The sequence below is a fragment of the Clostridium sp. genome, assembly GCF_017888565.1.
Taxonomy (GTDB): domain Bacteria; phylum Bacillota; class Clostridia; order Clostridiales; family Clostridiaceae; genus Clostridium.
Genome location: NZ_JAGHFX010000083.1, coordinates 135,560 through 159,639 on the forward strand (window position 1 = coordinate 135,560; position 24,080 = coordinate 159,639).

Sequence of the window (24,080 nt, forward strand, 5' to 3'; positions counted from 1 at the left end):
TATATACTAGACTAAATCTGAAAATCTATTCCTAAACTTCATATGAATCATAGAACCTATTAAAATTGTTACTATTGTTACTAACCAATAGTATATTGTAAATTTAACATCTTCAAAAAACCATTTATTATATAAAAATGTATTTCTAAATCCTTCAATTATATATATAAATGGATTTAATCTTATAATTTTTAATGCTATTGGTGGTAAATTTATAGTAGTCCATAAAATAGGTGTTAAATAAAACATGAATCTCAAAACTGTTCCTACTATTCTATTTATATCTCTTATTGCCATAACTAAAGCTGATGTAATAAGTGATATTCCTATTAAAAGTAATGTTGCTGCTAATATATAATATGGTATTTGAATATAATAAATTTTAGCTTTATATCCATTAAATACATATATTATAATCATTATAAATATTAATGGTATATTATTTAATAACTGAGTTAATATAGTATTTGTTGGTATTATGCTACTTGGAAATTTCATTTTAGTTATTATTGATGATTTTGAGTAGATCGCCAATGTTCCACTGCTTATTGCAGCACTAATATAAAACCATGGTATAAGTCCAGCTAACATCCAAAGTAAAAATGGATGTCCATCTATAGGCTTACCATTTCTTATTCCCATTCCAAACACAAACCAGTACACACCTATTTGTGATAATGGATTTAATATTATCCAAATAATACCTAAATATGTATCTCTTAGTGGGGTTATAAAATCATACAACGATAACTTGTAAATTTTATACAAATTTTCTTTATGCTCTTTTAAAATAAATAATAAATCTTTCATATTTATACCCCTATATTTATATCATTTTCTATAACTATATTTTTCTTATATAACAGTTCATCATATATTCTCACAAAATTTTCTTTTTCATTATTCCAATTATACTTTTCTCTTGCATTTGTGCAGTTTTCACTAAACATTGAATGTAATGATTTATCCTCTAACATTGTATTAACAGCATTTGCTATTTCATTTGGATCATGAGAATCAACAACTAGTCCTATTTGTTCTTCTTGAACTACTCTTTTAATCTCTGGAAAATTACACGCTACTACTGGAACTTTACTCATCATATATTCAAAAAGTTTATTTGAACATGCAGAGTAATGATTAAAGCAAACATTATTTAAAACTTGAAAGCCTAAATAAGCATTAGCAGTATAATATTTTAATTCATCTACTGGAACCTTATTTAAAAATCTTACTTTGTCATTTAAATTTCTTTCATCTACCATTTTCATTATTTCTGGCTTCAACTTGCCATCACCTATAAAAACAGTTATTCCATCATGGAACTTGTCTATAGCTTCTACAATTTTATCAAGACCTCTTCCAACTTGAATTCCCCCTTGATAAAGTAATATTGGTTTATCTCTTGGAATATCCAGCATGCCATATATATCATATTTATTTTCTATAGAATCATCTTTTGTATAGAAAGGATAATTATGTACAATCTCTGGCAAGTCTATATTGTACAGATCTTTAACGTATTCTGCCCTTGTTCTATTGGTCATAATCATTTTATCAATAAACTTTATTAATATTTTTTCTATGTAATATGCTTGCTTTCCATATCCAGTTCTAGAACTTTGAACCTCATGCGAATCATAAACTAGATATCTTCTTTTAAAAATCTTACTGCATATTATCCCTTGAGGAAGAGTATTTAAATCATTGCTATGGTAAACATCAGCATTAAATTTTAACCCCTCAATTATCATATTTAAAAATATATGTGTTTTTATCAAAAAGCCTCTTACTTTTTTAAGAAACATTAATCCTATAATTAGCAGCATAGCAAGTCCAATTACTTGATTAAAATAAAAAATCAACCCAATAAGAGCTAGTAACGGTAATGCAAGAATCTTATTTCTCTTAATTAAACTGATAGCTTTATTAACCAACAATATGTATTTAGGATATCTATTTACTCTTACTATATTAAAGCCATTTCTATTTTCGTTTTTCTTTAAATCTTTTTGCTTTGAATCATGAATAGCTATAAGCTTAACATCATATCCTTTTTCAGCTAAAGCAGTACATTCTCTTAGCACTCTTGCATCATTGGTGAAGTGATTCCATACGAACATCCCTATCTTTTTTGACATAATCATTTCTCCTTGTAACTCTTTCAATTAAATCTATATATTTAATCAAATTATTTTCAACACAAAAATTATTCAAACAATAATCCATACCATTTTTTGAATAATACTCATATGATTTCTTATCATTATAGATTTTCATAATAGCCTTAGATAATCCAACATAATCATCTGGTTCAACAACTAAACCAGATTCACTATCATTTATAACTTTTGCAGCATATCCTTCAACCCCTGCCACTATAGGTATTCCTATTCCCATATAATCAATTATTTTTCCTGGTATAACCAAATCAAAGGCACTATCTTTTCTCAGGTGAGCTAACCCTATATGACATTTAGCTACTTCTTCAACAACTTTATTTTTAGGCATTGGATTATATACCCTTATATTCTTCAAATCATAGTGATCTATGAGCTCTAATACTTTTTCTCTTTGTATTCCTGTACCTATAATTTTAAATTCTATATCTTCAATATGTCTCAAATTTCTAGCAACCCTTACAAGTGATGTAACATTTTGAGGTAATCCTATCATTCCTGTGTATATAACAGTAAATTTCCCATGCTTATTTGTTTTTCTGCTTATTTTCTCATATTTCTCAATTTCACTAATCTGTAACCCATTTGGAATAAATACTACACTTTTTTTATACTTATTTTTATTTATATACTCTTTAAAACCATCGCTATTAATTACAATTGAATCTGCAAATTTAAAAATTATTTTTTCTAATCCATATGCGATTTTCAATAAAAATTTATTTTTTCTAAATAATCCTACATTTTTTATACATTCTGGCCATAAATCTCTTATATCTAATATAAACTTACATCTAAACCTAATTTTTGCTATTATACCTAATACTCCAGAAAAAGGAGATGGTACAGTAGCTATAATTAAGTTGTATTTTGACCTTCTAAAAATTATTGAAAATATACTTTTAAAAAAGAAATTAATATATATATATAATCTTATAAAAAAGTTAGTAGTCCTCTTCACTTTGCTTGTCCTAACCCTATGTATATTAGAACCTTTATATATATCTTTTTCTTTTTCTAAATCCCTATATCCCTCTTCTTTATAAATATCTTTATTAGGATAAGAAGGCTCTGAGGTTACCACATCAACCATATACCCATTTTTTTTTAATTCAATTACTAAATTAGTTATCCTATTAGCCCCACTTCCTATTTCAGGATAAAAGACTTCAGATATTATTAAAACTTTTTCTTTAACTTTATTCATTATCTCAACTTTACTCCTAAGTATATAATTCAATTTTGTACGAACTATTATATTTATTTATCATAATAAATCTCAAAGAACCTACTCTTTTTTACATAAATTAAATTATAGAAATAAATTAAACCTAAATAATAGATATTTATAATATATTTTTCTCTTATTATATAAGAATTCTTTATTGTTTTTCAATTAAAATACTCTTTTTTTTAACTATATTTAATACATCATTTTAATGACAAATATTATACCATATTTACAGCATTATTTTTATATAAATAATATAATTTTCTTACTATTTTACAAAAATTTAATGACAATATTCTAAATTTTTCTAAAAAAATGTGCAATATTACTTTTTTAGGTTATTTTATTTAAAAATTTATAATTATATATAATTTTATTTGAAACTTTTATTTACACCATAATAGCTTTAAATTTTTTAATTTCATCACAATTAACTTTTTATATTTTTCATTATTAACAGCAGAATGAATACTAAAATTAATGTCTAATTATACAAAAGTATTGATATAAATAAAGAAAATAATGTTTTATTTAATTAATATAAATTTAAATATCTTAAATAAATTCTTTATTTGTTGCAATATAAAGGAGGCCGCGTTTTTCGCGACCCCCTTGAATTTTACTATATTAAAGATCAACTTTCTTTGTTTCTTTTGTTATTACATGCGCTTCTAACATTTCAACAAGATCTCCTGCTTCTGTTTGTAATAACTTATTAGTTATAACAGAATTCATAAGTGCTGAGATATCTTCATCTAAAACATCTTGCTTAACATCCTTAATAGTCAAATTTGTCTTTTTGCCTGCAACATCTTTAAAAGCCATTCTAGCAGTTCTTTCTATCATATTAAATCCCCCTTTCCCAATTTTAAAGTTACTTTTTGTAACATCTCTTTGCTTCTACTTATAACCAATCATTCATAAGCTAGTGCTACTTTCATAAATTAAATTTCTTAACTTTAATAATTATTACTCATAACTTACCTTAATAATAATTAAGTTATAAAGCTAACTAACCTCTTGTTAGCATAAATGTTTGTTGCTTCTTAATTGTGCTTACTGTGTAATCCATAAGCTTTTCAACTGCATCTGATAACTCTACTAATTTATCATCAGTTGCATCTACAGATACATTCTTAAAGCTTTGCTTATTGAATACATCTTTTCCCTTAGAATCAACACCAACTTGATAATTAATTTCTAAAGCATTTCCTACTAATACTGAATTTGCCATACTAATCACCTCCTCATTTACTATATATGCAGTTATGAGAAGTTTTTAAAAATTTTAGAAACTTTTTTATTTTTGTAAGCTGACACTTATAATAATTAAAGAATGAAAAAACTACTGTATATTAACTTCTAACATTTTCTCTTTCATATTAGTATAATTAAGAAATATAAGCTGGCGAAGATAAATAGACTATGTGAAATAAGCATATAGCGAGCATTTAGAAGTACTTGGTGAAGGAAGAACTATGCCCATCCTAAAAGCTTTTTTTCTAAATCATCGTAATCATAGTCTCTTCCCTTAAAGTTATTAAATCTTAATTTCCTAGGTTCTCTGTAATATATGAAGATATTCTCCTTTTTTTCTTCCTTGATAATATTTTGATTTAAATATATTTCAAACTTCTCTCCAAATGAAGTTTGTGGATTTAAGTATTGCTCGAACTTAGTATTTTTCCATGTCTTCACCTTTTTCTCAATAACAGATTTAAAATCATCAACAGTGTAACCCTCATTGATTCTCCTATTAATTAAAATTAAAGTACTCTTGTTATTTTCCTTATATTTTGTTCCTAGATTTAAATTTAAATATGAAATTATTTCATTAACCTCTTTTATATATTTATATAAATTAGTATCTATAGTAGATGAATCTTTTAGTAGATTAGTCTTTGATGTACATTTTGATTTACACCCTCTATCACTTTCTTTAGACAACCTTGTATCATTTTTAGAGATAACCTCATCATCAGAATACTTTTCTTCACCTGATTTATTGATAGCATCATCATTTTTAGAGACACTCTGTCCATTATTTTGTATATCATAATTATTACTAATATCTAAATTGTTGATATTACAATAATTATTGTGATTATCAACATTAGTTTCTTGATTATACTTATTATCTTTACTATAATCATAGCTTTGTTTATTACAATTACTTTTTATTTCATTATTTAATTGAGCTTCATTTTCATTATTAGCAAAAAGCTCATAAAACTTATTTCCAAGCTTAAAGTAAGAAAAAGTTCCCCCTTCTTTTTTAGTATAATGATTTAATATTCCTAAATCCCTTAGCTTTAACATTCTAGCCATAACAGACCTCTTTTCTAATCCTAAATAAGGCATTTCATTAACAAAGCTTTGATAACTAACCCAATAATACTTTTCACCTTCAATAGTTTCATAATTCATTCTTCCACTTTCTTTAAAATCATCAAAATATCTAAGAATAGCTAAATCTTTAACATCTAAACCAAACTCCATAATCTTTTTCACTGAAAAACCTAAAAATGAATATTGCATATTAAAATCCTCCTAAATATAACTTTTAAATATCTTCTTATAAAGTAAATATCCATATTAAAATAAAATTGAGAAAACTTTTTAAAATTTTTTCTTATTGCATATGCAGTTATTTTGAAATTTTAAAGATTTATAAAAATATTTTTAAATTAATTTTTTACACTAAAAAAAGATTAAATATGCATATGTATAAAATATAGATCTCCATATTTCATATTTCTTATAATTAACAAAGGACCTCGCGAAACGCGAGGTCCTTTAAATTATCAATTTATTCATTTATTATCTTCAAAATAATATCTCCATATTTTTCGATTTTCACTTCTCCAAAGCCAGAAACATCCTTAAGCTCTAATTTTGTCTTTGGCATCCTTTCTAGCAAATTAAACATTTGTTTATCACTAAAAATAATATATGGTTTTGTATTTTCAGCTTTACTCATTTGAAGTCTAAATTCTTTTAATTTTTTTATTAAACTTTCATTATTAAATATAATATCGCTATTATTGTTAATTTTATTGCTTGTACTATTATTAATGAAACTATTGTTTCCTATATTAACATTTATATTGATATTACTTGTATTGTTACTTTTATAAATATTATTCGTAATATAGTTTTTATGTTTATTTACAGTATCACTCTTCTCATTTTTAATACTAATCTCATTATTCTTTTCTGTATTATTAATATTATCTTTAAGTATTGTTTTATCATTTTCTTTATCATTATAATCATTAACTAATTCTATTAACTGACGATACTTTTTTAGAAAACTTAATTTACTAGGCTTATGTAAAGCAAGTAATCTATCTGCAATCTCTTTCATTTCCTTATCACTTAAAGTCATTAAATCAGATTTAGAGTTAACTTCTTTTATGTAATTAATAAGCTGATCTGCTTTAATAACCTTATCTTTAATTTCTTTCTTAGCATATCTTGAATTTAAAACAGTTTTAGGATTAGCCAGTACTATTATTGATTTATAATTATCATTAAAATATTTATCAAAAAGAAGCTTAGAAATAAAATTACTTTTAGATTCTTTCTTTATTCTCTTTAACACTTCCAAATGCCTTTCATTTTGAGTTATTGGAGAATATATTCCTTCCTTTATAAACTTACCATTAAGATTATAAGTCCTAATAAAGTTCCCTTGTGAATTTATTTCTATATTACCTATAAGATTCTTACATTCAATTATAAATATAACTTTTCTTGTTACTACTATGTAATCAATTTGTGCAGATAAATCTTCACTTTCTAGACATATATCATGCAATATGTACATTGGTATTCCACTATTTTTTAGTTCAAAAGCTATATTATTTTCTCCAAGCTCTCCAAGAGTTGCAATTTTAAATTCTTTTTCTATTTTACTTTTAATCCCCTCTGGTGCTCTACTATGTAATTCCTGTAGCTTAGAAATATAATATTTTGCTTCACTTTCTTCTTTTAAAAATATAGGTTTATCTAGTTTGTTAAATAAAGCCATTTTGTACCTCTCATAAAAATCAATTTAAATATATATAAATTATACTTTATAAATGTGTATATTCATATCATCTTCATCAATATTTTACCAAATTTTATTTTTACTAGTATTTAAAAATTTTATATAACTTTATTTCACCCTATTTTTACACTTACAATAAAAAAGTTCAAGGACGTCGCGAAACGCGACTCCCTTGAACTTTTAAGCAACTTTCTTTTATAAGCCCTAATAATATTTTCCCTAGAATTTAGAAATTTCTATAAAGATAATGCTCTTAAATATTCCGTAAACCCATCTCTTAAATCCTCACTTCTTAATGCATATTCAATATTCGCTTCTAAAAATCCCTGCTTATCTCCAACATCATATCTTCTTCCCTCAAAACTGTAAGCATATATAGCTTCTTCTTCTAAAAGTTTTAATAAAGCATCAGTTAATTGAATTTCCCCACCTTTATCTGGCTTTGTTTTTTCTAATATTTCAAATATTTTAGGCGTTATAATATATCTACCCAATATAGCAATATTTGATGGTGATTTATCTATACTTGGTTTCTCTACTAATTCTTTAACCTTGTAAATTCTATCTTCAATATTAATTCCGCCAACTATTCCATACTTTGATACATTTTCACTGCTAACTTCTTGTACACCTAATACAGATGTTTTATACTCGTTATAACAATTAATAAGTTGACTTAAACACGGCTTTTCATCATTATAAACTATATCATCACCTAATAAGACTGCAAAAGGCTCATTACCTACAAAAGTTTTAGCACATTGAATAAAATGTCCTAACCACTTTGGCTCCTTTTGTCTTATAAAGTGTATATTTACCATATCTGAGATTCCTCTAACCATTTCAAGCATTTCTTGCTTTCCATTGCTTTCAAGCTCTACAGATTTATAAAAATGTTCCTCTATACATTTTTTATTTCTTCCAGTTATAATTAGAATTTCTTCTATGCCAGATTGAACACATTCTTCTATATGTACTGAATAGTTCGCTTATCAACTATTGATAGCATTCCTTTGGCTGTGTTTTAGTTGCAGGTAAAAATCTTGTTCCTAGACCTACTGCTGGGATTACTGCTTTTTTAATTTTAATTTTTAACCCTAAACTTCTACCCCTCTTATCCTATCTCTGTTATAAATTAAAACTGATTGTTTTTAGATATCGCTATAATCCTTCACCTATTTTCTCTAACTTCTTTAATCTCTATATATTAATTCAAATTTTATCTTTCACCCTTTAAATTTTATTTGAATACTTTGAATTTAAAATATGCTTACCTTCTTTTATATTAAATTTCTAGATTAAATTATTATTTCCCCATCTATTTATATATTTATATATTTGATTTTTCACTTTTACAGTTAAAATTCTAAATTCTTTATTTGTATAACACATCCATATAAAACAAGTAATTATAATATATATTGAAATTATACAAGTTTCACTAACAAAAGATATCCAATTATAATTATTTATACTAATAACTTTGTTAGATATTATCTGCGAAGATATTATACTAAAAATAATAAAAACTACACTATATACAAATTGCATTATTTCTATTTTTTTTTCAAAAACTTTTTTGTATACTAAGTAATAATTACATGGTAAAGTAATTACTCCTCTAGCAGTTACAGTCCCAAATAACACTCCTAATATCCCAAACTTTTTTACCAACATAAGGGAAAGAAGCAAATTTATAACTGTTTGCAATACTGTATACCACTTACTTTCCTTAAATAATCCTTTAGCATCCTTAGCAATATTTGATACCGGTAATATTATATTTTGGTGTATTATCACTCCAAACAATATTACACATCCTATATTAAGCAAAAAATCTTTTCCTAGCCATAAATAAATAAATTTATTTATCATTATTATAAATACACAACATATAATATTCGCAAAAAATAATGATAAAGATAGAATTTGTTTGAAAATATTAAATGAATTTTCATCCTTTTTATTAATCTTTATACTTAATGATGATCTAGTTCCCTCAATAATTTTGTTCATTATTGTTATAACATTTGATACAATCATATTATATGAACTATATATTCCAACATTATTTAAAGAAGTAAATGCAGATAAAATAATATTATCTGTACTATTAAATACTAGGCGTGAAACTTGATGAACTAAAATATCATTTGTCATAGAGTTAGGCTCTAAATTAATTTTTGCATTATAATTAATACTTTCTTTATACACATGTTTCATAATGAATCTAAAAATAAAAGTGAATATACTATTAACAATTATCCCAATTAATAATATGCTCAAAATATTGTACCCTTTTATTATTAATAATATTTCTAATAAATAAGTTAAACTTTCTCTTAAAAATAAAATTATTTCCGTTTTATACTTTAACTCTTTTAAGTTCAACATATATTGTGGTACTATAGAGTAGAAGTAAGGAATTACAAATCTACTACACATTAATAATGATATAAAAATTATTTTTTTATTGTCGATTGAACCGTTATTAATTATAACAGGTAATATTATTGATATAATTATTGATACTAGCATCATCTTTATAGCTATTTTTTTTATAGATAATGAAAAACCCTTAAACAATGAAGAAACTTCCAAATTATCTCCTATAGAAATTGGTTTATACATTCTATATAAATAAGCAGAACATATCCCACTTTCTAATAATAATAAATATGTTTGAATCTGAGTAATAGTCTGAATTAATCCATTAATATCCTTACCATAATTAGTTATTATTAATTTTGTTCTTATGAGCATAAAGCTCATTTGTACAATAGAAGAAATTATAACAATTATGGTATTATATATTGCTATTTTAGCTCTATTCATTTTTATCCTCTTCTAATTTTTCTTTTTTAATATTTTTAAATTACAAGCCTACATTTAGCTACTCATTATCAATACTACATGATTGTAAAAACTCATCTATATCTTTAAATTTGGGTTTATTTTTTTTCAATTTATCTATACAAATCTCATAATATCCTGTTCTCTTAATTCTATTAATTATTTCTGTTGATACATTTTTGCTACAATCAGTAAATAAATAAAAGTATTCTTCCATAATCTTTTCATCAGGAAGTTTTCCTGTTTTCTTATAATAATTTTGGGCTAGTTCTTTTGCTTCTTTATATTGTAATTCTAATCTTTTCTTATAAAACTCTTCTATACTCATAATATATTTTGCAGGATTACCCGCATAAACGCTATTATCTTTACAATCCTTACTTACAATACTACCTGCACCAATTATTACATTATTTCCTATATTAACACCTCTTAAAATAATTGAATTTATTCCAATAAATACATTATTCCCTATATTAACCTTACTAATAGAACCACAGAGTATCCCTTCTAATCCTGTTAATACCGACCAACTATAATCATGTGTCAATATCGCTACTCCCTTTGTTATTCTAACATTATTTCCTATTTGTATCATAAAAGGATTTTGTATATCTATTGTATTAGTCATAGGTGCAAAAAATCTAACACCCTCCCCTATTTCAACTCCAATACTTCTTAAATACTTTATATATGATTCTGACGATTCCTTATTACCATACTTTATTATGTTAATTAATTTTTTCAACATTTAAACACCTTTCTATACTTATGCCCCTAATCTTTATGTATGATTATTATTTTTTTAATTTCTAATTTTCTAGCTGGAATTCCTCCAATTGTAATTCCTTCTTCTTTAAAAGAATTAACAACTACAGCTCCAGCAGCTATAGATATATTATCTGCTATTTCAATATCTCCAATTACTATAGCTCCTATACCAATCAATACATTTTTCCCTATTTTAGGAACTCCACCATCTGATCTATTATTACCAATACAAACATTTCCTACAATCCTACAATTTTCTCCTATTCTAGCCTTTGAATTAACTATAATAGATCCTCCATGGAATATTTTCAAACCTTTTCCAAAACAGTTTTCCTTTATTTCTATCCCTAATTTCTGTCCTAACTTATTTAATTTTCTTTTATAAAAAATATATAAGATTTTATTGCTATTATTTTTATAAAATTCTACTTTTCTTAAAACCTTAACATATTTCCAATTCATATATAATGGCGATTTTATAAACATCGAAATTATATACTTTAATCTATCTCTATTAATGTATAGCCTCTTCTCATATTCTAAATAATCATATAAATCCTTTTTAGTAACTATCATCTTCTTTGTATCTCCATATTATTTTTTATAATTACTTACCATTAACCTAATCTTTTATTAAAATATATCTCTTTTTACAATAGTAATACATGGCCGCCAAGCAATAAATTAAAATATATTGCTCACTATTATAGCTAACAGTTCCATAATCTAAAAATATTTGAATAAGAATAAAGCTGAAAAATCCTATAGAAATTTCATCTCCCTCTTTTATTAATTTATATAAGTTTGATAATATATTAATTAACCATCCATAAAAAACAATATATCCTATAATCCCTAAACCACTTAATATCTCTAAGTGATTATTATGACTATATAAATATTTCCCTGATATTTGTATAAAATAATCTCTAAATGTACCTGCTCCATGTCCTAATACAGGATTTCTTAAAAATAATTCCCATGCATAATCTCTCATTAAAATACGCTCCATCATAGAATTATCTTTTATTGAAGAATTAACAGCTAATAATGATTCTATTCTATACCCAATAAAATTATAAAATATTTCTACATTCATAATTGTATAATATATAATAATTAATACTATTAAAGAAATAATTACATATTTTATTATTTTTATAGCATTTTGTCGTGCATTAATGAATGTAATCATAATAGCAAATAGTATTGGTATTATCATTGCTTTCCTCGTACCAGATAATAGTATAAAAATAAAAATTAAACTCCCTAATAGAAATGTCTTTATTTTTTCTTTCTTTATTTTACAATTAAATATGTAACTATAAATAATAAAACATATACTAATTATTAAATTATAAGAATAAGTAATATATGTTCCATATTCCTTCGAAAATACAATTTCTCCATATCTATTATTTATTCTTCTTACTCCAAACTCAGCAAAGAAAATGTATATAGAAATAATAACTGTTCCTATCACAAAATATTTTCCAACTTTATAAACTGATATATCTATATTTTTATTCAGAATAAATGATAATCTAACAGTAGCAATTGAAAATAATACTATTCTAATATTCTTAGTTAAAACATCTATTGAACTCCCTATGTTATAGCTGTATAAAATTGATCCTATTATACATATAGTAAATACTATCTCCATTTTTTCAAATGATGTTAAATAAATCTTATTTCTTATAAATATTAAAAAAGAAAAAAATACTATAATTAATCCTAAAGTATAATATCCATTACGAGTAAATAAAGGCATCATTGGTAAAGACAGTATAAATAATATATTTAAAATATTTAAAATTAAATTTTTCTTTTTAATTAACTTCATATTCCACCTTTTATTCATCGTTAATATTACTATTATTTTTATTATAAATATTTATTAAATTTAGCGACAATGAGTTTTTATATTTCTCTGATCCTCCATACATAAAAGATAAACTAGGATCTTCATTATATGATTGAATATATATATTATATTCACTACTACCATTTGCATAATTTTTCAATTCAACTCGTTGCTTATACTTATGTAAATCACTAGGTAAAAATTTATAATGTAATAAAGCTGAGTTGTTTTTTAGTCCAAAGTTATATTTAAAAGGAAATTGATAATGAGAATGTCCTTGTATATCGCCTCTCTCGAAGAAAAATAAAGGATGCTTGACCATTATTCCTGAAAAATCATTTTCAGTTTTTGAAAAAACTCTTGTTCTAGGCCCTCCAACTATTAACTCAAACTTTAAATTTGCCCTCTCTTTATATGAATTAGTATCAAAATAACAATATTTTTTTTTAATATCTATACTATTTAAATCAGAATTTTCCCATATACCATTTTCACTATACATATCAATCATTATTGATCTAATACGTTTTGATCTTTCATTTTCTATAAAATTATCAATCGGAACATTCTCCATATTAGAATATACAAATAATTCATCAGAATCTACACATAAATACCAATGATTAAAACCATAATGAGCAATTATTCTATTTATCCAGGACTCTCTATTTAATGTTGAATATGGTGTTTTACATGAATACAAATTAACATCTTTTTGCTCATTTAAAAACTCAAAAGTTCCATCATCAGATAAATTATCAATGATAATAAAGTTACTTATCCCTATTTTTCTATAATGTTCCATAAAAACTTTCATTCTATAAAGATCATTTTTTACAACACAAATTAAAAGTATATCCTTTTCACCTACAGAACTTTTTTTAAATGATTCCTTCTTTAATCTTATATCAGCTTCTATAAACAGTTTAGGTAATTCATAACGTTTAGGCTGTGCCAATATATATTTTTTAAATCCTTTTTTAAACTCATTAATGATACTTTCTTCTATTGATATAGACCCATTTAATAAATTCTCCTTTTTAAATTCTCTATTTATCTGATCATAAGCTATTCTTACTTTTTTAAAGTTAATAACTCCACTAATATATTCTATTCCTGGAATTCTCCTTAATACAATTACTATATAAGATTGTATTTTACTAAGTATTAAATTATTTAAAATAATTTTTTTTATTTTTTTTAACATTATTAAAATAAATTTGATATATAAATATCATTTCCTCCATAATATTTTTATTAATATTTTTAGTATTCATAAACTGAAGTATATAAATCAATTAACTTTTGTGATTCATTTTTCACATTGTATCCGAGTTTAGTTAGTTTATCTACATTATTCTTTCTTAGAATTTTATTTTTCCTGATTTTTAATATTTTTTCTTTCCATATTCCCTCTCCTTTATTAATCGGTAAGAATTCAATTTCATCAGTTAATTTAACTTCTTTAGTTACTTCTTCTGAAAATAATATTGGTAATCCTGCCGCTTGTGCTTCAACTCCTACAACTGGCAACCCTTCATGTAATGAAGGCAATATAAATAAATCAAATGCTTGATATAATTTGTGCGTATCATCTCTACTTCCTAAAAAAGTTACATTATTACATAATTCTAACTTTTTTACCATTGCCTCTATTGTTTCCTTTAACTCTCCAGTTCCTACTAAAATCAAATGTATATCATTTTTTTCCTTTTTTATTTGATTTAAAATATTAATTATAAATACATGATTCTTTTGAACATTAAATCTTCCAATATGCCCTATGACAAATTTCTCTTCTACATTTAACTCTTTTCTAACTTGATTCCTTATAGTATAGTTATATGAAAACCTCTCTACATCTATTGCATTATTAATTAAAGTAAATTCACTATTTCCATACTGAAATACTCCTGCTTTATAAGAGCATGCTAATAAATTAGTCGCATTATATTTAGCTATTTTTGATAATACCATTTTCAAATATCCCTTTATATTCTTTGAACAAAAAGCATTATGACTATGTAAAATTCTGTATTTAATATTATATTTCTTTGCTATTCCCAAATATATATAAGCTAAGCTTGGCATATAAGCATGTATTACTTTATACTCTTTATGCTCAGAAAAGAATTTATTCAAATTTGAAATATACTTTATTAAGTTATTATCTTCTCTTACTGACATCCTAAAAATTTTTCCTCCAAGACTTTCTATCTCATCATCAAAATCAAATCTCTTTTTATAATGAACTAAAAAATCAAATTGAACTTTCTCCCTATCAATATTTCTATATATATTCATTAACCAATTTTCAATTCCTGCTGAGTGCATATTAGGTACTACTTGTAATATCCTTATAGGTTTCATCCCTTATCTCCTTATGCTCTTAAAAACTTTTTATAAATTAATTCACGAATAAAGTTTGGTAATAAGCATACAATACTATTAATTGATGTACTTATAAAAAAGTTATTAAATGTATAAAAACCCATTTCCCAAAATTCTTTTTTCAATTTATATACTATTTTTAATTGTCTTAATCCCCCCCTTCTTTTGTAAAAATCTGATGTTACTCTCATAAGTGTAAGCGATTCTTGGATATTATAAAAAATGCAATTATTCATTAACATTTTTACTACTAAATTATAATCCTGAGCATGGAAATAGTCGCTATAATTTCCAGAATTAATAACATGACTTCTTTTATACATTAAAGCTGGATGTCTTATAGGACATCTTTTTTTTGCATATTTGTAAATATCTTCATGTTTTTCCGGTAGTAACACTTGACTAATAACATTATTACTATCGTCAAAAAATTCTTCTACGTTACTTCCTACTACAGAATAATTATTATTTAATCTAAATACCTCTAATTGTTTTTCACATCTATCAGTTTTTGAATAATCATCAGCATCCATTCTAGCAATAAATTCATTTCTACATACTTCTACACCATATTTTAAAACTTTTCCTAACCCAACGTTCTCTTTCATTTCATAAATCTTAAATAAATTAGGATACTTTTTATCATAGCTATCAAGGATATTGTCTAATTCTTCAGTAACCTTACCATCTTTTACTATTATAAATTCATCAGCGCTAACCGTTTGAGATAACATGCTATCAATACTGATTTTTAGCCATTCTGCATTATCTTTAAAATACACTGGCATTAAAACACTGTATTTATAATCTAATTTATCGTATCTTACACTCATTATCTTTTCCTCTCAACATAAAATAAATTTAAGCTACATTTCATAAATATTCAATTTTATAGATATATCTTATATTAATTGTATTGATATCTATATATCCACAAATTAAATTCACATATCTATTACTATTTTTTACCTTAATTTCTATCTAATAAATTTATTGATTCCATCTTTAAAAATAGTCTGTGGCATATATCCAAGTAATTCGCTGGAATGACTTATATCAGCACAAGTTCTATTCACATCTCCTGGTTGCATTGGTAATCTATTTAATTTAGCCTTTTTATCCAAAACTTCTTCTATAGTTTCAACCATTTCAATTAAAGAAACTGTCTTATCCCCACCAATATTTAATATTTCAAACACCTTTCTATCAGTATTAACATAATTAATACTTGCAACTATTCCACTAACAATATCATCTACGTAAGTATAATCTCTAGATGTTGTTCCATCTCCATAGAATGGTATTTCTTTACCTTCTAAAATCAAACTTGTAAATTTATTAATTGCTAAATCTGGTCTTTGTCTTGGGCCATATACAGTAAAGAATCTTAAACATGCTATATTCATATCAAATAAATAATGATATGTATGACATAAAAGTTCTCCTGATTTCTTTGTTGAAGCGTATGGACTTATAGGATTATCAACTCTGTCACTTTCTGAAAATGGTACTTTCTCATTATTTCCATAAACTGATGAACTAGATGCAAAAACAAATTGTTTAATTTCAGATTCTCTGCATCTTTCCAATAAATTTACTGTCCCTGTGATATTTACATCATAATATAATCCCGGGTCCTGAATTGAAGGCCTTACCCCTGCCATTGCTGCTAAATGCATTATAGAATCAATCTTATTAGAAAATATCTCTTTTAAGAATCCCTTATCTCTAATATCTCCTTCAAAAACTTTATAATTTTCTAAAGGGATACCATTATCTATACAAGTTTTTTTAACTTCTTCTATATTGTTCCTTTTAATTTTAGGATCGTAATAATTATTAAAGTTATCTATAACTAAAACCTTATTTCCTTCTTTTAATAATCTTTCACTTAAATGTGAGCCTATAAATCCAGCCCCTCCAGTTACTAATATTGTTCTCATTTAGCTTTCCCCCTCTATTCTAGTCCCTAGTAAATAAATCTCTTGTATATATTTTATCTGAAACATCTTCTAGTTCATCTGCTAACCTGTTAGATACAATCACATCTGCTACTTCCTTAAATTCATCTATGTCCTTTACAACCTTTGAGTTAAAGAAATTATCTTCCCTTAATACCGGTTCATAAACAACCACATCTATTCCTTTAGCCTTAATTCTTTTCATTATGCCTTGAATAGATGATGATCTAAAGTTATCTGAGTCTGTTTTCATTGTTAACCTATATATACCAACTGTTTTTGGTGCTCTTTTTACAATCATATCTGAAATATGATCTTTTCTAGTTCTATTTGCATCTACTATTGCACCTATTATATTGTTAGGAACATCAGTATAATTTGCTAATAATTGCTTTGTATCTTTTGGTAGGCAGTATCCACCATATCCAAAGGAGGGATTATTATAATGAGTTCCTATCCTTGGGTCTAACCCAACTCCTTCAATAATTTCTTTAGTATTCAATCCCCTTAATTCTGCATATGTATCAAGTTCATTAAAATATGCAACTCTTAAAGCTAAATAAGTATTAGCAAATAACTTAACAGCTTCTGCTTCTGTAGAATTTGTAAATAAAACTGGTATATCTTCTTTAATTGCACCTTCATTTAAAAGATTTGCAAACTTTTCTGCTCTTTCTGACTTTTCGCCTACTATTATTCTTGAAGGATAAAGATTATCATATAAAGCCCTTCCTTCCCTTAAAAATTCTGGTGAAAAGATTATATTGTTTGTTTCAAACATCTTTCTTACTTTTTCTGTATATCCTACTGGTACTGTTGACTTTACTACCATAACTGCATCTGGATTAATTGATAATACATTTGCTATTACAGCTTCAACACTTCTTGTATTAAAATAATTTAACTTTTCATCATAATTAGTAGGCGTTGATATTATTACGTAATCAGCCTCCTTATATGCCTTATATGAATCAGTTGTCGCAACTAAATTTAATTTCTTATTTTTTAAATAATCTTCAATTTCCTTATCTACTATAGGTGATATCTTATCATTTATCATATCTACCTTTTCTTGAATAATATCAAGGGCTATAACTTCATTATTTTGTGATAATAATATAGCGTTTGATAAACCTACATACCCTGTTCCCGCAACTGCAATTTTCATTTTAATTTACTCTCCTCATCACCTAAATTTTTAACAAGCATTTTTATCTCCAAATAGTACAGCTACTGTTTTAAAAATTAATTTTATATCCAGCCAAAAACTCATATCATTTACATATTTTAAATCAAGCTTCATCCATTCATAAAAATTTATATTATTTCTTCCTGAAACTTGCCAGTAGCATGTTAAACCTGGTTTTACTTCTAGTCTTTTTAACATCCAAGATTCAAATTTTTCTACTTCTCTTGGAAGGCTTGGTCTTGGACCAACTAAAGTCATATCACCTTTTAAAATATTAAATAATTGTGGAAGTTCATCTATACTTGTTTTTCTTATAAACTTACCTACTTTAGTAACTCTAGGATCATTTTTCATTTTAAACATTGGACCAGACATTTCATTTTGCTTAGCTAACTTTTCTTTTAACTCTTCAGCATTTTGTACCATTGATCTAAACTTGTACATTTTAAATTCTTTCCCATTTAGACCTATTCTACTTTGTGAAAATATTGCCGGTCCCTTTGATTCTAATTTTATTAAAATAGCCACAATTAATAATATAGGGCTTAGAATTACTAATCCTAAAAATGAAGCCATAAAATCTAAAGTCCTTTTAGATACTTCATATAAAATATTCTTTTGTCGCTCAACCTGAATAATTTCTTGCTCTTCAATTTGAAGTCTTTCCATTATTAAATCCCATCCCCTTAATTTATTTCCATCTAATTTAAACTTTATTAAATATACCAAACAGCCCTTTCTTCTCTTTTATTAAACTTCCTTCAAAATTAACTTCTTCATTATTTAAAAGATTTTCACCAGAATCTCGTAAGTAATTTGCATATTTTTTATTAAAACTTTCCAAGTAATTTATTACATTTTGTATATTTGCATTTCTTTTTGTATCTCTATGTGCATCTGAACCAATAAAACTATATATATTGTTTTTTAAGTATATTTCTGTAGTTTTCTTAACTTCTTTCCCAAAATCTCCAGTTATACTATCCTTATTTGCCTGAAAAAGAAATCCTTCTTTTATAAATTCATTTATCAAAGAAGGATTTTTTATAAACTTTTGATATCTTTCTGGATGAGCTATAACTGGTACTATTCCTTTTAGTTGTAACTCATAAATATTTTCAATAGCTTCTTTAATAGAAAAATCCCTCATGTTGAATTCAATTAGCATGTATCTTGAATTATTTATGGTCCCTATGTAATTATTAATGTAATTTTCATATATTTTATCTGTATAATAAACCTCTTGCCCTTGATAAATATCAAGATTTATCTCTTCTCTTATAGCTAGTTTTATTATATCTTCTGCTTTCTTTTTCACCTCATCTAAGGTAACCTCAAAATACCCTGGCATGTAATGAGGAGTAAGAACTAATTTAGTAGTTCCCCCCTCAGCAGCTTGCCTTAACATATTCAAAGTCATGTCCCTAGATTTAGATCCATCATCAATTCCACAAATCAAATGAGAATGTAAATCTACCATAAAAAAACCCCCGAAATTCAATTGATAATTGATAATTGACAATTGGCAATTAAGATTGTAATTTAGCTAAAGCTGAATTATGTAAAAATTTTATTTATAAACTCCTACAAAGCTTATTCCTAAATTGTCAACTTTCCACTATCCCATTATCCATTATTCTTACTTTTCTCCGTAGTAGTAATAATATTTATTTCTACTATTATCTACTCCATTTAATACTGTACCAATAATATTTGCATTTACCTTCTTTAAAAGGTTTATTGCATTTTCTACTGAATCCTTTTTTGTTCTTTCCGCTTTAACCACTATTATTGTTCCATCTGCCTTTGTAGAAAGTATTTGTGAATCTGTAACAGCTTGTACAGGCGGAGTATCTAAAATTATATAATCAAAATTTTCTTTAAGTTCTTCTAATAATACAGTCATTGTCTTAGATGAAAGCATTTCAGATGGATTAGGTGGTATTTTCCCTGAAGTTAATATTACTAAGTTTTTATTATATCTATGAATTGCTGTAACTAACTCCTCTTTTCCTATAATTACATCTGACAAACCAACTATGTTTGAAACTTTAAATTTTTTATGTAATGATGGTTTTCTTAAATCGCAATCTACTAATATTACTTTTTTATCCCCTTGAGCCAAACATAAAGCAAGATTACCTGCTGTTGTTGATTTTCCTTCTCCTGGCTCAGAGCTTGTTACCATTATTACTTTGTATTCTTTATCAAAAGATGAGTATTGTATATTTGTTCTTAATGTTCTATAACTTTCTGCTGCTATAGACTTTGGCTGTTTTTCTACTATAAACATAATATCCTCCTAAAGCTCCTTTACTGTAGGAATCAAACCAATTACTGGTACTTCCAATTCTCTTTCTAATTCTTCTTTAGTTTTAAATGTATTATCTAAGAACTCTAATAAAAATGCTAATCCTACACTCACCATTAGCCCTAATAAAAATGCTATTGCAATATTCATTTTCTTATTTGGACTTACTGGATTTTCTGGTAATTGAACTTCTTCTATTACTCTTATATTTCCATTTGGAACTAACTCCTTTGATGTTCTTATAAACTCATTAGATACTTCTTTGATTATATTCTTTGCTTCTTCTGGACTATTGCTTTTATATTTTATTTGCAGAATTTGTGTATCTGCAACTGAAACTACAGTTAAACTTTTTAAAACACTTTCTGCATCTAAATTATAACTTGTCTTATTTAACGCCTTAGAAACTAAATCTCTTGTTTTTATTGTTTCTGAGTAAGTTTTCATAAGCTTTTGATACATAACTACATCATTTTGATTATAACCCTGTGTATCAGTGTCATCTTTACCTATAAAAACTTTTGTACTAGCCTCATACTGTGGTTTAATTACAAAAAAGCTTAATACAGCTGATATAATTGTAGCTATTAATGTAATTGAAACTATCATTAACCATCTCTTTTTTAAGGCTTCAAACAATTCATCTAATCTTATTACTTGTTCTTCCAACTTAATTCCTCCTACTAAATAATCACATTTTCAGTTTATTATACCATTAAAAACTATATTATTTACATATTTTTAGATGAATTTAAGTAAAATTTATATTTTTATTAAACTTTTCATTAAACTTTTTATTATTTTTTATGCATCGCTATTTTTATTTATATATTATAACTTGAATATTTAATCATAATATAAAAACTTATATTACACTAAATTACTGCAACAATAAGAAATTATAGCATATTTGTATATTTATGTTTTATTTTTTTATCAACATATTTAGCTAAATTTCAACTATTCTACTTTATACTATATTTCTAAATGTTTTCTTAAGATTTTTTATATCATTTAATTTAATTATTTTAAATTTTATCTCCAAACATATATTTTATTTGTACATTTTTTTTAATGTTTTTAATGATATATTATTTTTTCTTCAAACTTCTTTTAAATCAAATAACTCAACCTATACTTGATTCTATCAACATAAACACATTCTAGTTATATATTTAATTTCAATTTTAATATTATTAAAATTATAAATAAATATATTATTTTTTGTCGTTTAGTACTCTTATATTAAATACATCATTCATTTGAATAAATATTCATTAAAACTTTATGTTTATACTTCCATTTAATGCTTAAAATAAGATACTCAATTACCTTTGAATATCTATCTAAAAATCGCTACCTTTTTCTTTTTAGTGCTTTTAAAAATTCTTTTTGCCCTAGCCCCTTCTGGATTTAGTATGAATAGACTTTTTTTACTTAAATCTTCTATTGATTTATCTATATAGGTTTCTTCTATCTTCTCCTCAAAACCAACAAAATTATATATATCTTTTTTTAATAAAGCTTTAGCTGTTTTTTGAATCTTTTTTCCATGAACCCCTTTTAAACTTCCTGGATCTAATTGAAATAAACATTCTTCATTTAATAGTTTGTCTATTTTTTTATTATCTTTTATGATTTCTTCTATTTTTTCAGGACTAACTATTATAGGTATTAAGTTGCGTATTTTATATTCAAAAACTATTTCCAATAAATCATTTATCTTATTTGATTCTTCAACATCTAGTAAAACAAAGTTAGTTTCATTTATACCACCTAACATTTTTTCCATATAGTATTTTACATTTTCATAATTGTCTCTTAATAAACTTCCTGAATATAAGGTCAAATCTATATTTTTTACTTTTAAATATGAGTTTAATTCTTCTACTATTTTTTTAACTTCTTCTATTGTAGTTTTACTTTCTTCATCATAATATGCAGGAGCTAAAACGAGTCTTTTTATATTGCACTTTATGGCTTCATCTATTTTTTTAAGTAAAACTGTTGATTTAAATTCTCCACGTATAACTAATTCCTTAAAAATTAAATTCGCAAATACCATTTTATCCCTCATTCCATTTTTTATAATTTTAATTATAAATTTAAAAATACATTTAAACCACACTTTTATTTCTACAGTTTTTGACAGTTAATAAGGTAATTTATTTATTTGTTGTAATTTTATTACTTTAATTGGAAATATAAGGTTAATGAATTTGTATAATATCAGCATTACTCTTCATATTTAATTAAGTTTATAATCAAATTAATTTGACAGAAACAATTTTTCTTATTTACTGTAATATTATGACTAAAAATTTCTTTATTTTTTTTCTCAAATTTTCTTTTTTAAGGATATTTACTTAGTGAAATAACTTTTAAATGGAGGAAGATCTATGAAAGAATTATTAGAAAAAGCTAAAAATAATGATTCTAACTCAAAGGAAGAAATTATAAAGATGTACTATCCATTAATAATAAAGGAAGCTAAGGCAATTTATCTAAAGAATAAATCCTTTGAAGATATTGTTCAAATCGGCATTATAAATTTACTTCATGTTATAGATGTTTTTGATTTATCTAAGAATGTTGATAAATTTCCATCTTATGCTCTTTGGGCAATAAAAAATGGTTATAAATATCTTTGCAGAAGTCAAATTAAATATAATTCTGAATTTAGTTTAAATAAGGTTAATGATGATGGGTGTGAGCTTGGTGATAGTATAATAGATCAAAATATAAATGTTGAGGATACTGTTATTAAAAATACTATAGATGAAAATCTTCATTTAGCTTTAGAAAAGCTTGATGATGAAGAAAGAGACCTTATTGACTTTTTGTATATATCAAATGATAAACCTAATCTATCTCGATATTCTTCATTACAAGAAAAGGACTATTACTATTGTTGTTCCTTGAAAAAAAGAGCCTTGAATAAGCTTAAAAATTTAATGATTAATTTTTATTAATATTTATATTTAAACATATTTATTATTATATAAAGTAAAAATGCCTATTGATTTCTTCTTTCAATAGGCATTTTCATATTTTATTGTATAAAAGATTATAGAAGTTTAAGTTAATCTTAAATGAATTAGAATAATAATCAAACCTTTGAATATTGAATTTTTTGTTATAAATGATATCATATCTTATACTGAGTTTTAAAAATTTGTCCATACCTTTATTGCTACTCCTGTTGCCTTTGTTGTTTTTATATTTTACTTCTTTACATCGATAGTAATAGTTATATTATTTTAAATCTTATT

The 24,080-nt window shown here is 24.8% G+C and carries 22 protein-coding genes and 1 pseudogene; 1 reads left to right on the top strand and 22 read right to left on the bottom strand.

Going from position 1 to position 24,080, the window contains the following annotated elements; all coding sequences use genetic code 11:
• Positions 1–6: 6 nt before the first annotated feature.
• From J7M87_RS16555 to J7M87_RS16660, 22 genes and pseudogenes are all read right to left on the bottom strand, one after another.
• The gene (locus J7M87_RS16555; RefSeq protein ID WP_271833948.1) at positions 7–810 is read right to left on the bottom strand and encodes an ABC transporter permease; all 804 of its coding nucleotides are present in this window, start codon (positions 808–810) and stop codon (positions 7–9) included.
• Between the two features lie 2 nt (positions 811–812).
• Positions 813–2,141 (bottom strand): glycosyltransferase, encoded by a 1,329-nt coding sequence (locus tag J7M87_RS16560; protein WP_291652690.1) that lies wholly within the window; start codon positions 2,139–2,141, stop codon positions 813–815.
• Entirely contained in the window at positions 2,095–3,387 is a 1,293-nt protein-coding gene (locus tag J7M87_RS16565) for a glycosyltransferase family 4 protein (RefSeq protein ID WP_291652691.1), read from the bottom strand. Before J7M87_RS16565 ends, J7M87_RS16560 begins: the two co-directional genes overlap by 47 nt.
• A gap of 651 nt (positions 3,388–4,038) precedes the next feature.
• Positions 4,039–4,257, bottom strand: coding sequence for a DUF2922 domain-containing protein (locus tag J7M87_RS16570; protein WP_291652692.1), 219 nt, complete (start codon positions 4,255–4,257; stop codon positions 4,039–4,041).
• A gap of 166 nt (positions 4,258–4,423) precedes the next feature.
• Complete coding sequence (locus J7M87_RS16575; protein ID WP_250455684.1) at positions 4,424–4,645, bottom strand: DUF1659 domain-containing protein; 222 nt, start codon at positions 4,643–4,645, stop codon at positions 4,424–4,426.
• 242 nt (positions 4,646–4,887) lie between these two features.
• Positions 4,888–5,949, bottom strand: coding sequence for a conserved phage C-terminal domain-containing protein (locus J7M87_RS16580; RefSeq protein WP_291652693.1), 1,062 nt, complete (start codon positions 5,947–5,949; stop codon positions 4,888–4,890).
• Between the two features lie 271 nt (positions 5,950–6,220).
• Positions 6,221–7,444 carry an HRDC domain-containing protein gene (locus J7M87_RS16585; protein ID WP_291652694.1) on the bottom strand — a complete coding sequence of 408 codons (1,224 nt, stop codon included), beginning with the start codon at positions 7,442–7,444 and terminating at the stop codon, positions 6,221–6,223.
• A gap of 257 nt (positions 7,445–7,701) precedes the next feature.
• Positions 7,702–8,554, bottom strand: a pseudogene (gene galU / locus J7M87_RS16590) (UTP--glucose-1-phosphate uridylyltransferase GalU).
• Positions 8,555–8,758: 204 nt separating this feature from the next.
• The gene (locus J7M87_RS16595) at positions 8,759–10,300 is read right to left on the bottom strand and encodes a polysaccharide biosynthesis C-terminal domain-containing protein (RefSeq protein ID WP_291652695.1); all 1,542 of its coding nucleotides are present in this window, start codon (positions 10,298–10,300) and stop codon (positions 8,759–8,761) included.
• Positions 10,301–10,358: 58 nt separating this feature from the next.
• The gene (locus J7M87_RS16600) at positions 10,359–11,066 is read right to left on the bottom strand and encodes an acyltransferase (protein WP_291652696.1); all 708 of its coding nucleotides are present in this window, start codon (positions 11,064–11,066) and stop codon (positions 10,359–10,361) included.
• Positions 11,067–11,095: 29 nt separating this feature from the next.
• Positions 11,096–11,665, bottom strand: coding sequence for a serine acetyltransferase (locus tag J7M87_RS16605; RefSeq protein ID WP_291652698.1), 570 nt, complete (start codon positions 11,663–11,665; stop codon positions 11,096–11,098).
• 46 nt (positions 11,666–11,711) lie between these two features.
• Entirely contained in the window at positions 11,712–12,935 is a 1,224-nt protein-coding gene (locus J7M87_RS16610) for an O-antigen ligase family protein (RefSeq protein ID WP_291652700.1), read from the bottom strand.
• A 10-nt stretch (positions 12,936–12,945) separates the two neighbouring features.
• Entirely contained in the window at positions 12,946–14,163 is a 1,218-nt protein-coding gene (locus J7M87_RS16615) for a glycosyltransferase family 2 protein (protein ID WP_291652702.1), read from the bottom strand.
• Between the two features lie 59 nt (positions 14,164–14,222).
• On the bottom strand, positions 14,223–15,326 hold the full coding sequence (locus J7M87_RS16620) for a glycosyltransferase family 1 protein (RefSeq protein WP_291652704.1): 1,104 nt from the start codon (positions 15,324–15,326) through the stop codon (positions 14,223–14,225).
• An 11-nt stretch (positions 15,327–15,337) separates the two neighbouring features.
• Positions 15,338–16,180, bottom strand: coding sequence for a glycosyltransferase (locus J7M87_RS16625; protein WP_291652705.1), 843 nt, complete (start codon positions 16,178–16,180; stop codon positions 15,338–15,340).
• A gap of 144 nt (positions 16,181–16,324) precedes the next feature.
• Positions 16,325–17,290, bottom strand: coding sequence for a GDP-mannose 4,6-dehydratase (locus J7M87_RS16630; RefSeq protein ID WP_291652707.1), 966 nt, complete (start codon positions 17,288–17,290; stop codon positions 16,325–16,327).
• A 19-nt stretch (positions 17,291–17,309) separates the two neighbouring features.
• On the bottom strand, positions 17,310–18,476 hold the full coding sequence (locus J7M87_RS16635) for a nucleotide sugar dehydrogenase (RefSeq protein WP_291652709.1): 1,167 nt from the start codon (positions 18,474–18,476) through the stop codon (positions 17,310–17,312).
• 30 nt (positions 18,477–18,506) lie between these two features.
• A complete protein-coding gene (locus J7M87_RS16640; protein WP_291652744.1) occupies positions 18,507–19,166 on the bottom strand; it encodes a sugar transferase in 660 nt (219 codons plus the stop codon).
• 37 nt (positions 19,167–19,203) lie between these two features.
• Complete coding sequence (locus J7M87_RS16645) at positions 19,204–19,977, bottom strand: CpsB/CapC family capsule biosynthesis tyrosine phosphatase (protein WP_291652711.1); 774 nt, start codon at positions 19,975–19,977, stop codon at positions 19,204–19,206.
• A gap of 159 nt (positions 19,978–20,136) precedes the next feature.
• Positions 20,137–20,790 carry a CpsD/CapB family tyrosine-protein kinase gene (locus J7M87_RS16650; protein WP_291652712.1) on the bottom strand — a complete coding sequence of 218 codons (654 nt, stop codon included), beginning with the start codon at positions 20,788–20,790 and terminating at the stop codon, positions 20,137–20,139.
• 9 nt (positions 20,791–20,799) lie between these two features.
• On the bottom strand, positions 20,800–21,477 hold the full coding sequence (locus J7M87_RS16655) for a Wzz/FepE/Etk N-terminal domain-containing protein (protein WP_291652714.1): 678 nt from the start codon (positions 21,475–21,477) through the stop codon (positions 20,800–20,802).
• Positions 21,478–22,150: 673 nt separating this feature from the next.
• Positions 22,151–22,873, bottom strand: coding sequence for a CpsB/CapC family capsule biosynthesis tyrosine phosphatase (locus tag J7M87_RS16660; protein ID WP_291652716.1), 723 nt, complete (start codon positions 22,871–22,873; stop codon positions 22,151–22,153).
• 334 nt (positions 22,874–23,207) lie between these two features.
• On the opposite strand from J7M87_RS16660, the gene J7M87_RS16665 reads away from it, so the two are divergent.
• Positions 23,208–23,780, top strand: a complete 573-nt coding sequence (locus J7M87_RS16665; RefSeq protein ID WP_291652718.1) for a sigma-70 family RNA polymerase sigma factor — start codon at positions 23,208–23,210, stop codon at positions 23,778–23,780.
• The last annotated feature ends 300 nt before the right edge of the window (positions 23,781–24,080 follow it).